Genomic DNA, 9,245 nt, shown 5'->3' with positions numbered 1-9,245 from the left:
TGCTCCGCGGGTAGGATTCGGACCTACGACCAACTGCTTAACAGGCAGCCGCTCTACCACTGAGCTACCGCGGAATATATGATTTTATAAACCCTCTTCCCCTAAAACTTTTGAGTTGTTTTCTCTTATCAAGGCATCTTGCCTGGTAGCTACTGTCTCATTGTAAACTATTTGCCATTCTCCATCAAACCTAGAAGTGTAGCAACCTTTAAATACCCTTGCGTTATGTAATTTTATTCTTTCGGCCAAATCTTTAGTTTGACCAATATAAAACTTATTATGTTTTACATTATAAATTGCATAAACTGTATACATACATATGTATAAAAGCTGTATCCGCTCTACCTCCGCTAGCTGGCGGAGAGCTACCGCGGAATAACTACTCGCAGACTCATCTTAATACATTCACTTGTTTTTTTCAAGTTTTTTTGAAAGAAGAGGCCTAAACAGTTTGCCGGAAAATAGCTTTTCGCCATGGTGCGCTATTAGAATTTTTTTGCTATCCATGCTATAGTGGCAGAGATCTATAAATAATATTTTTATCTATGGTAAAAAAACTTACTAGCTTTCTTAAGAAAAATTGGAAAGTTGTCGTCATAGCGTTGGTAGCCATTTTGGCTATTGTGCTTGTATTTGTGATTATCCGGGCACATAAAGCCTCAAAAATTGAGAGCGTGACTACTACCACCAAGGCTGCGCAGACGCAAGAGCCTCTCTTTAATCCCAAAACTATTTCGGAAGGGGACAGCACCACTCCTTATACTATTAAGGTCACTTACCCACTTTTCAAGAATATTAATAACTCTGCGGCAGAAGCTAAATTAAATCAGTTATTGGCCGACAAGGTTAACGAGGAAATAGTTGCCTTTAAAAAAGAAGTAGCAGCGCGGAAAACTAATACCGCTATTCCTCAAGATTTTAAAAGTTATTTAACTATCGATTACAAAGTAGAATATTTATCCAATCAAATTGCCAGTATTCTATTTAATGAGGAAGCCATGTTGGCTGGCGACGCTCATCCTGGCCATAAAACTACTACAGTTAATTATAATCTGGAGGATAACAAAAACATCGTTTTGACCGATTTGTTTGCTGAGGGAAGCGGCTATTTAACCTTCTTGTCTAATAATACTATTAAATATTTGAAAGGTTTAAATATTTCTAATGACGAAATGATTAACGCAGGAGCTGGACCTGAAGCCAAAAATTATGCTAATTTTTACATTACCGACCAAGCTATCGTCTTTGTATTTGATTATTATACAGTAGCTCCCGGTGTGGCAGGGGTACAAAAAGCATTTTTCCCTTTCCCCAGCATCAAGAACATGCTTATTCAGGATGGTATTCTAAAATCCTTGTTAGCTCACGAAATAATTTAATTAGAATTCTAACTCTCGGAAGAAGAATTCTAACGGTATTATATTTGAATCCCTCGGAAGGCTGTTTGCATAGAATTCCGATTGTTTTTGTCATTTTAAGCTATCTCAAAAAACGAGAAATGGCGTTGTAGCCCGTTAGATATAGGCCTTGTCTGCTTGCGATACGCCCTCTAATAAATAAACAAATTTTAGAAAAGTTATTTTTTATGCAAATTCATAAGATTTCTGTTTTAAAGAATGGCTTAAAGGTTTTAATGGTTCCTTCTCGGGAGGTAATGTCCGTAAAGGTGGAGATGATAGTGAAAACAGGGGCAGAATATGAAACCTTGGCTACCCAAGGCATCTCCCATGTTCTGGAGCATATGTGCTTTAAGGGCACGACAAAAAGACCTACTCCTCAAGCGATCAGCCGAGAGATAGATACTCTTGGGGGTATCTATAATGCCTATACTGACAACGAAGTGACTGGCTATTGGGTTAAGGTTGATAAAAAATATTTGCATACTGCTTTGGATATAATTTCCGACATGTATTTGCACCCTCTCTTTCCCGAAGCTGAATTAGCCAAAGAGAAGGGGGTTATCATTGAAGAAATACATATGTATGAAGATAATCCCATGGAGCATGTCAATGAGGTCTTCACGGGACTAATGTATGGAAAAAACAATCCTGGGGGTTGGTCTATTGCTGGCACAGTGGTATCAGTCTCGGCAGTAACGCGAGACAAACTAGTAGCCTATGCTACGAGGCAATACACTGCCCCTAATTCCTTGCTTGTCATTAGTGGCAATTTTGACGAAAAGCAAACTTTAATTAGCCTCAATAAGTATTTTGGCAGTGCTCCGACCAAAACGACTAAAGCCAAAAACAAAGTAAAGAAAATTGCGCAAACAAAACCGCAAGCGCAGTTAGAAACAAAAGACTCTAATCAGTGCCATCTAGTTTTAGGTTTCCCTTCCATCAATTGTTTTAGTCAGAAAAAATATGCCCTGCAAGTGCTTTTAACTATTCTCAATGGGGGAATGTCAGCTCGCTTGTTTAAGGTTATTAGAGAAGAATTGGGGGCTGCTTACTATATTAATGCCGAGAACCCTTCTTATTTAGATTATGGTTTTTTCTGTATTAATACCGGGCTAAATCTTAAAAAAGTTAGTCTAGGCCTTCGGGGTATTATTTCCCAACTGAAAGAAATGGCTCAGGGCAAAATTACTGAAGAAGAATTTAAAAATGCCAAAACTAATATTCATGGTAAATTGGCTTTAAGCCTGGATAGCGTTTATAATTATGCCACCTGGATAACGAAAGATGCGATCATCAACCAACCTTATGAATCACCCGAGGAATATTTAAGTAAAATAGATAAAATAACTTTACAGGATGTTTCTCGTTTAGCCAAGGAAATATTTCAACCAACTCAATTAAATTTAGCCGTGGTGAGTTCTGCGAGCAAGGCAATGGGAAAAATATGGCTTCAGGATATAGAAAAAGCCTGGCGAGAATAAAGAGTCTGCTAGCGCGCAATGTTAGTGTGCTATAATAAAAATATAAAACATTAATATTGGATATGAAATTGAACAATAAAGTAGCTATTATCACCGGTGCCAGCAGCGGTATTGGTCTGGCAATTGCTAAAAAGTTCAAAGAAGAAGGAGCGATAGTGGTAATGGCTGACCGCAACGATATAGATGGCGCCAAACTGGCTACGGAGTTAAATTTAGATTTTATAAAGACGGACGTAAGTCAGTCGGCAGACATTCAAAATGTTATCAATGCTACTGTGGCTAAATACGGCCGCCTTGATATTATGGTGAACAATGCCGGTATTGGCGAGGCCTATTCTGTACAAGAAACTTCCGAGGAAAATTTTGATAGGGTAATTGCCATTAATTTAAAAAGTGTTTTTCTGGGCACCAAATATGCCGCTTTAGCTATGAAAGAACATGGCGGTGTTATTTTGAGTACTGCCTCAATTCTTGGGCAAGTTGGTTTCCAGGGAGCCTATGCTTATTGCGCTTCAAAGGGTGGCATCGTCCAGATGACTAAAGCGGCAGCACTTGATTTGGCTCCCTATAAAATTAGGGTTAATGCTGTGGCTCCGGCTTTTATTAAAACGAATATGACTAATGATATTTTAAATAATCCCGATAGTTCTAAGGCGCTTTTAAGACATACACCGCTTGGTCGCTTCGGGACACCAGAAGAAATGGCTAATATCTTTTGTTTTTTGGCTAGTGACGAAGCTAGCTATGTTACCGGAGCCGTATATTCGGGCGATGGGGGTTGGTTGGCAATGTAATTTTGAAAATTAATGGAAAACAAAATATTATTCAAAGCGCCAATTGAAATTAGCGCTCGCCATATCCATCTAAATCAAAAAAATTTCATCAAATTGTTTGGAAAAGAAGCGGTGCTTAAGCCAGTAGCCGCTCTTTCACAGAAAGGGCAATTTGCTTCCGACTCTTTTGTGACCCTTCTTTCCAAAGACAAGACAAAACAGATTAAACTTAGGGTTTTAGGCCCATTCCGCGCTTTTTCTCAAATAGAACTCTCCTCGAGCGACGCCTATATGCTTGGCTATAAAATTCCCATCAGGCTCTCGGGAAATATTGATGACGCGCCTAAAATTAAAGTTGCTACTCCTCTGGGAGCGATTTCTGTAGCGGCCATTGTTCCGCAGAGGCACTTACATATACCTAAGAGCCTTGCCCAAAAATACGGTTTAAAAGATAGCCAGCCAGTAGCCTGCGAGATTAAGGGATGCCGAAAATTAATTTTTAAAAATATTATTGTAAGAATTGACGATGAGGCTGTCTTAGCTTTGCACTTAGACACCGATGAAGGCAATGCGGCCGGGGTGATTGAAAAAGCGAGGGGGCAAATATTAAAATCATAACTTCTTGATATATTCTATGGATATTATTCTAGTCATTAATGCTGGCTCTACTTCCCTAAAGTATAAAATTTTTAATAATGTTGACCTTAGTCTTCTTAAAGAAGGCGGTTTCTCTATTGAATCCACTGGTAAAGAAAGAATAAAGGAAGAAAAAAAGATTTTTCTTGAATTGCAACAAACGGCTCACGGTTTAGGCAAGGTTAAAGCTGTGGGTCACAGAGTGGTGCATGGTGGCAACGAATTTTATAAACCAACGGTTGTGACGTCAGCCATTTTAACAAAATTAGCCCAGTACAATAAATTGGCGCCCCTGCATAATCCTTATAATTTAGGATACATCAAATTGGCTCTAAAATATTTTTCGACTGCAAAAAATATTGCTATTTTCGATACTGCCTTTTTCCATGATTTGCCCTTAGAAGCGCAGGTATTTCCTTTGCCTTACAAGTATTTTGAAAAAGGGATAAGACGTTTTGGCTTTCACGGTCTTTCTCACCAATATATTAGCGAAGAAGCCGCTCATGAATTAGGCAAATCTATTAATCAATGTAATTTAATTACCCTGCATTTAGGTGGGGGCGCTTCGGTAGCGGCTATTAAAAATGGGAAACCTATTGACACTACCCTGGGATTCACTCCTATGGGCGGAGTTCCCATGTTTACTCGTAGCGGTGATATTGACCCAGGGGTGCTTATATATTTATGCGAAAATTACCATCTAAGCATCAAGAACTTGAGTGAAATGCTCAATCGTGATTCTGGCCTTAAAGGTATTAGCGAACAAAAGGGATTTTTACAGCTTTTAGAGGGGGTAGAGAGGCACGACCCACAGTCAGAGTTAGCCTTTAATGTTTTTGCGCGCGGATTAAAAAAACAAATCGGAGCTTATTTGGCTATCCTAGGTAATATTGATGCCTTGGTTTTTAGCGGTACTGTCGGTAGCGGCAAACCGATAACCAGAGAAACTGTTCTTAAAGATTTAAAACTTCCTAAGGGGACAAAGGTTCTAGTTATTCCCACTAACGAGGAGTTAGAAATGGCTAGACAAATTAAAAAATTATTATCTAAATAGTTATGACTAAAAGTTGGAAAGTTGGAGGACCTGCTGGCTATGGCATAAAAACTGTGGGTCAGCTGTTTGCTTATGCTCTTCTGTCTAAGGGTTATTATGTTTTTCTTTATCCCGAATATCCATCGCTAATTCGGGGTGGACACAATACTTATCAGGTCGAATTTAGTTATGACCCCATATGTTCAATTGATAAAAATATAGATTTTCTGATTGCCTTTGACCAGTTAACCATAGACATGGATTTAGCTTCTCTGAAAAGGGGTGGAGTGGTTATTTGTGATAGCGCCTGCATTTTACCAAAACGCGGCGATATTACAGTTATTCCTTTAGCGTTTAAAGAAATTCTTGATAAGGCGCATCTTGATTTCTTATTGAAAAATAGTTTGGCTATCGGAGCCAGTTTGGCTCTTTTAGGGCTAAAATTCAGCTCACAAGAATTATTTCAAGTTTTGAATAAAAAATTAGGAGATAACGAGAGTAAAAACAAAGCTAAGATTACCCAAGTTCTTAAAGATAATATAAAAGCAGTTGAAGAAGGATATCAATATGTAGCTTCCAAATATGGTGCTATGGCGGAGATTAAGACTGTTTCCAAAACTCCCAAAGCCCTTATTAGCGGTAATGAAGCTATAGCCATCGGAGCTATCCAATCAGGATGTAAATTTTATGCAGCCTATCCCATGACGCCCGCTACTTCTATTTTGGAATATTTAAAATCGAAAGAGAAAGAGGCTAAAATAATAGTTCATCAAGCAGAAGATGAGATAGCGGCTGTTCATAATGCCTTAGGCGCCAGCGCAGCGGGGGTAAGAGCCATGACAGGGACTTCGGGAGGAGGATTTGCTCTTATGAACGAGGCGGTCTCGCTATCGGGCATGACAGAAACCCCAGTGGTCATTGTGGAAGCCATGCGCTCCTCGCCAGCCACTGGACTGCCTACATGGACAGGACAAGACGATTTGAAATTTATTGCTCATAGCGGACATGGAGATTTTCCTAGAGTTATTCTGGCTCCCGGCAGTCCTTCTGAGGCCTTTCAGTTAATCCAAGACGCTTTTAATCTAGCCGATATATATCAATGTCCAGTTTTTTGTTTGGACGATAAATATCTAGGAGAAAGCCAGGTCAGTGCTGATAGTACCGATTTTACTTTGACTAAAAAAATTAATAGGGGAAAACTGCTTTTAAAAAAGGCGCCTAAAAATTATAAGCGCTATGAGCTAACCGCCAGCGGCATATCGGCTCGCACCGTTCCCGGAGTAGCTAACGGAGAATTTATTGCCAATAGCGACGAACATAATGAACTGGGATATTCTGTTGAAGGTTACACTAATGATAGAAGCCAACAGATGAAAAAAAGAATGTTGAAAGACGAAACTTTAAGGAAAAATATTCCCTTGCCCAAAATCTATGGACCCGCTAAAGCTAAAGTAGGCATAGTTAGTTGGGGGTCAAATTGGGGTACTCTCTTAGATGTTTTAAAAGATAACCAATTTAAAATTGCCAATAAACAATTGGGACAAGTGTTGGTCAATTATATTCACTTCAGTTATTTATACCCCCTACCGGTAGAAAAAATAAAAAACTTATTAAAACAATACAACTATTTGATTTTAGTTGAGCAGAATTATACCGGTCAATTTGGTAAATTATTGGCAGAAGAAACTGGCATTCAAATAGAAAATAAGTTCTTAAAATATGATGGTCGGCCATTTTTTAGACAAGAAATATTGGACTTTCTCACTCAGGAAAAATTAAAACCTAATTCATTCTATGGCATATAAAGCAGATTCATACAATACTCTAGTCCGCCCTGTTTTATGCCCGGGCTGTGGCGGCTGGACTATTTGGGGCGCATTAAAACAAGCCCTGGCCGAAAGTCATATCAATACCAAAGATTTGGCTTTAGTTTATGGTATTGGTTGTTTTGGCAATATGGCCAATAGTCTTAAGGGGTATGTTTTTCATTCTCTGCACGGAAGAAGCTTGCCGGTAGCTACGGGGATAAAATTAACTAATCCTAAATTAAAAGTGATTGCCATTGCTGGCGATGGTGATGTCTATGGGGAAGGGTTAAACCATCTGCTTAATGCCTGCAGGGCTAATGTTGATGTTATTCAAATCGTTTCTAATAATCATTCATACTCACTCACTACTGGACAGGCTTCACCTACTTCTTCTCTCGGTTATAAAAGTAAAACTACTCCGGAGGGGGAGGTAAAAGAACCTTTAAATCCCTTGGCTCTTTCTTTGGATTCTGGGGCTACCTTTATTGCTCAAGGGTATTCTGGCAACTTACCAGAGCTTACCAATATTTTTAGAGAAGCTCTCAAGCACAAGGGTTTTTCTTTAATCGATATCCAACAAGTTTGTATTACTTTTAATCATACGGAGAATGCTGCCTATTATGGAGAAAAGATAAAAACCATTACCAAGGGCAACCATGAATTAGAAACGGCATTAAAATATGTTCATGATGCCGAGCATATTAATACTGGCATCCTTTATGAAACCAAGCGCCCCACTTATGATTTGAATTTTAGTTATTTAGCTCCCAAAACGCTTATAAACCAACCAACGTTGCCTGCTGCTCGCCTCACACGCTCTTTTATTAAAGAGCTATCGCTTTAACTGAACAAAATGGCTACGAGAATAAACAAATATATAGCCGAGAGCGGTTTAAGCTCTAGACGCGCTGCGGAAAATTATATTCGAGCCGGCGTCGTAACTATCAATGGCGCAATCGCAAAGCTAGGCGCTCAGGTTAAGACAGGGGACATAGTAAAAGTGAAGGGTAAATTAATTGAGCCTAAGGCGGAGAAAATATATATAGCCTTTAACAAGCCCGTCGGAGTGATTACTACTACAAATCAAGACTATGCCAATAATATAATGGAGTATATTCATATCAAAGAAAGGGTTTTCCCCATAGGCAGACTGGACGTAGAATCATCTGGTTTGATGCTATTAACTAATGACGGAGAACTTGGCAATTCTTTGTCTAAGGGAGAGGGAAAATGCGAAAAAGAATATGTGGTTACAGTAGATAAAACAGTGAATGGGCAATTTCTTAAGAAATTAAGCGAGGGGGTAATACTGGATGGTTATAGAACCTTGCCAGCTAAAGCCTCTCAGCTTGGCTCCAAGAGTTTTAGTTTAATTATTTTAGAAGGGAAAAATCGCCAAATTAGAAGAATGTGCGAATTTTTTAAATATAATGTAGTTAAATTAGAAAGAATCCGCATAGGAAAAATTACGCTACAAGGGTTAAAAAGCGGTGCTTGGCGTTATTTAGATGAAAAAGAAATTAAAACATTTAAGAAATTAGCTGATAAAACTCCATCATAAAATCATAAGGTTTGCTTTGAATATGTCTTCGTGATAAAATTTAACGGTTAATTAAATTTATTAAAATAATAAATCAATCATGGCGAATAAAAAATTTATTATCGGTGGTGCTTTAGCTGTTATTCTCGTAGCTTTTGCCCTCACCCAGGGTTTTGGTTTGTTAAAAGACAAAATGGGAACTACTCAGCCTCCAGCTGTTAAATCAGCTATGGATTTAATTACCAGAGAACTGGCTAATCAAGGGCAAACAGCCACTTTTGTCAAATACGAATTAAAGGACGGCCTTTATGTGGTAACTTGGAAAGTCGGCAATCAAGAATCTACTAGCTATGTTAATGCTAGCGGTACCATGCTTTTCCCCTATAGTATTCCTCTAGTGACTACTACCACCACCACAAAGCCCTTAACCAAGTCTGATAGACCGGTAGTACAATTGTTTGTCATGGCTTTTTGTCCCTTCGGCAATCAGGCCGAGGATGGAATGTTTCCAGCCTATAATCTTTTGAAGGATTTTGCTGATATTAAACTAAGGTATATTGTTAGTTATACGGAC

10 protein-coding genes and 1 tRNA gene are annotated in these 9,245 nt (G+C 38.7%); 9 read left to right on the top strand and 2 right to left on the bottom strand.

Annotated features, from left to right (window positions below; translation table 11 throughout):
- Positions 1-2 precede the first annotated feature (2 nt).
- Positions 3-74, bottom strand: a tRNA-Asn gene (locus tag PK547_02440).
- Positions 75-84: 10 nt separating this feature from the next.
- Entirely contained in the window at positions 85-315 is a 231-nt protein-coding gene (locus PK547_02435) for a GIY-YIG nuclease family protein (protein HPR91570.1), read from the bottom strand.
- A 230-nt stretch (positions 316-545) separates the two neighbouring features.
- On the opposite strand from PK547_02435, the gene PK547_02430 reads away from it, so the two are divergent.
- The 9 genes from PK547_02430 to PK547_02390 all read left to right on the top strand — a co-directional run.
- A complete protein-coding gene (locus PK547_02430; GenBank protein ID HPR91569.1) occupies positions 546-1,379 on the top strand; it encodes a DUF3298 domain-containing protein in 834 nt (277 codons plus the stop codon).
- Between the two features lie 206 nt (positions 1,380-1,585).
- The gene (locus PK547_02425; GenBank protein ID HPR91568.1) at positions 1,586-2,881 is read left to right on the top strand and encodes a pitrilysin family protein; all 1,296 of its coding nucleotides are present in this window, start codon (positions 1,586-1,588) and stop codon (positions 2,879-2,881) included.
- A 62-nt stretch (positions 2,882-2,943) separates the two neighbouring features.
- Positions 2,944-3,675 carry an SDR family NAD(P)-dependent oxidoreductase gene (locus tag PK547_02420; GenBank protein HPR91567.1) on the top strand — a complete coding sequence of 244 codons (732 nt, stop codon included), beginning with the start codon at positions 2,944-2,946 and terminating at the stop codon, positions 3,673-3,675.
- Positions 3,676-3,687: 12 nt separating this feature from the next.
- On the top strand, positions 3,688-4,272 hold the full coding sequence (locus tag PK547_02415) for a PduL/EutD family phosphate acyltransferase (GenBank protein HPR91566.1): 585 nt from the start codon (positions 3,688-3,690) through the stop codon (positions 4,270-4,272).
- Positions 4,273-4,288: 16 nt separating this feature from the next.
- A complete protein-coding gene (locus PK547_02410; GenBank protein HPR91565.1) occupies positions 4,289-5,344 on the top strand; it encodes an acetate/propionate family kinase in 1,056 nt (351 codons plus the stop codon).
- 2 nt (positions 5,345-5,346) lie between these two features.
- A complete protein-coding gene (locus tag PK547_02405; GenBank protein HPR91564.1) occupies positions 5,347-7,128 on the top strand; it encodes a 2-oxoacid:acceptor oxidoreductase subunit alpha in 1,782 nt (593 codons plus the stop codon).
- Positions 7,118-7,975, top strand: coding sequence for a thiamine pyrophosphate-dependent enzyme (locus PK547_02400; GenBank protein ID HPR91563.1), 858 nt, complete (start codon positions 7,118-7,120; stop codon positions 7,973-7,975). Before PK547_02405 ends, PK547_02400 begins: the two co-directional genes overlap by 11 nt.
- A 9-nt stretch (positions 7,976-7,984) precedes the next feature.
- Complete coding sequence (locus tag PK547_02395; GenBank protein ID HPR91562.1) at positions 7,985-8,692, top strand: pseudouridine synthase; 708 nt, start codon at positions 7,985-7,987, stop codon at positions 8,690-8,692.
- A 79-nt stretch (positions 8,693-8,771) separates the two neighbouring features.
- Positions 8,772-9,245: hypothetical protein (locus tag PK547_02390; protein HPR91561.1), on the top strand; the 474-nt coding region annotated here is incomplete at its 3' end.

Source organism: Candidatus Paceibacterota bacterium (assembly GCA_035404205.1).
Taxonomy (GTDB): Bacteria; Patescibacteriota; Minisyncoccia; order UBA6257; family JAVHQB01; genus JAVHQB01.
The sequence above is the reverse complement of the archived record's forward strand: the minus strand, read 5'-3'. Positions and strand labels throughout refer to the sequence as shown.

Coding starts and splice junctions, on each gene's coding strand:
- PK547_02435 (HPR91570.1), bottom strand. CDS start 315: ATGTATACAGTTTATGCAATTTATAATGTAAAACATAATAAGTTTTAT.
- PK547_02430 (HPR91569.1), top strand. CDS start 546: ATGGTAAAAAAACTTACTAGCTTTCTTAAGAAAAATTGGAAAGTTGTC.
- PK547_02425 (HPR91568.1), top strand. CDS start 1,586: ATGCAAATTCATAAGATTTCTGTTTTAAAGAATGGCTTAAAGGTTTTA.
- PK547_02420 (HPR91567.1), top strand. CDS start 2,944: ATGAAATTGAACAATAAAGTAGCTATTATCACCGGTGCCAGCAGCGGT.
- PK547_02415 (HPR91566.1), top strand. CDS start 3,688: ATGGAAAACAAAATATTATTCAAAGCGCCAATTGAAATTAGCGCTCGC.
- PK547_02410 (HPR91565.1), top strand. CDS start 4,289: ATGGATATTATTCTAGTCATTAATGCTGGCTCTACTTCCCTAAAGTAT.
- PK547_02405 (HPR91564.1), top strand. CDS start 5,347: ATGACTAAAAGTTGGAAAGTTGGAGGACCTGCTGGCTATGGCATAAAA.
- PK547_02400 (HPR91563.1), top strand. CDS start 7,118: ATGGCATATAAAGCAGATTCATACAATACTCTAGTCCGCCCTGTTTTA.
- PK547_02395 (HPR91562.1), top strand. CDS start 7,985: ATGGCTACGAGAATAAACAAATATATAGCCGAGAGCGGTTTAAGCTCT.